Source organism: Pseudomonas sp. NBRC 111138 (genome assembly GCF_001320835.1).
GTDB classification, from domain to species: Bacteria; Pseudomonadota; Gammaproteobacteria; order Pseudomonadales; family Pseudomonadaceae; genus Aquipseudomonas; species Aquipseudomonas paracarnis.
Window position 1 is genome coordinate 1 of record NZ_BCBO01000147.1, and the last position, 1,142, is coordinate 1,142.

General features: G+C 62.1%; 1 protein-coding gene and 1 pseudogene. Both read left to right on the forward strand.

Annotated elements, in window-relative coordinates:
- Positions 1 to 651: pseudogene (locus APH41_RS25045) on the forward strand (arabinose ABC transporter substrate-binding protein); the annotation flags it as partial.
- Positions 648 to 1,142 (forward strand): ATP-binding cassette domain-containing protein (locus tag APH41_RS25050; protein ID WP_156359094.1); only part of this gene is annotated, 495 nt, incomplete at its 3' end. The pseudogene APH41_RS25045 and the gene APH41_RS25050, both read left to right, overlap by 4 nt.

Below are 1,142 nucleotides of genomic sequence, written 5' to 3' on the forward strand. Positions count from 1 at the left end.
GACCGCTTTGTCGATGCCAAGGGCAACTTCATGGAAGACGTGCCGTACCTGGGCATGGCCGCGTTTGAAGTCGGCCAGAAGCAAGGCGCCGCCATGGCCGCCGAAGCGAAAAAACGTGGTTGGGACTGGAAGGACACCTACGCGGTGATCAACACCTTCAACGAGCTCGACACCGGCAAGAAGCGCACCGACGGCTCGATCAAGTCGCTGGAAGAGGCTGGCATTCCTAAAGATCACATCCTCACCGCCCCGCTGAAAACCCTCGACGTGCCAGGCAGCATGGACGCCACCAACTCGGCACTGGTCAAGCTGCCGGGTAGCGCGAAGAACCTGATCATCGGCGGCATGAACGACAACACCGTGCTCGGCGGCGTGCGCGCCACCGAAAGTGCCGGTTTCGCCGCAGCCAATGTGATTGGTATCGGCATCAATGGCACCGACGCCATCGGCGAATTGAAGAAAGCCAACAGCGGCTTCTTCGGCTCGATGCTGCCCAGCCCGCACATTGAAGGCTACAAAAGCGCTGAGATGATGTACGAGTGGGTTACCCAGGGCACCGAGCCGCCGAAATACACGGCCATGGACGAAGTGACGCTGATTACCCGTGAAAACTTCCAGGCGGAACTGACCAAGATCGGGCTGTGGAAATGACCGCTGCGGCCCTGCGGTTTGAAGGCATCGGCAAGACCTTTCCCGGGGTCAAGGCGCTGGATGGCATTTGCTTCACCGCCCACCCGGGGCAGGTGCACGCGCTGATGGGTGAGAACGGCGCCGGCAAGTCGACCCTGCTGAAAATCCTCGGCGGCGCCTACATTCCGTCCAGCGGTACGGTGCAGATCGGCGCGCAGACCATGGCCTTCAAATGCGCCGCCGACAGCATCGCCAGCGGTGTGGCGGTGATTCACCAGGAGCTGCATCTGGTGCCGGAAATGAGCGTGGCCGAGAACCTGTTCCTCGGGCATTTGCCCACGCGCTTTGGCGTGGTCAACCGGAGCCTGCTGCGCAAGCAGGCCCTGGCCTGCCTCAAGGGCCTGGCCGATGAAATCGACCCCGACGAGAAACTCGGGCGCCTGTCCCTGGGCCAGCGCCAATTGGTGGAAATCGCCAAGGCGCTGTCCCGTGGCGCCCATGTGATCGCCTTT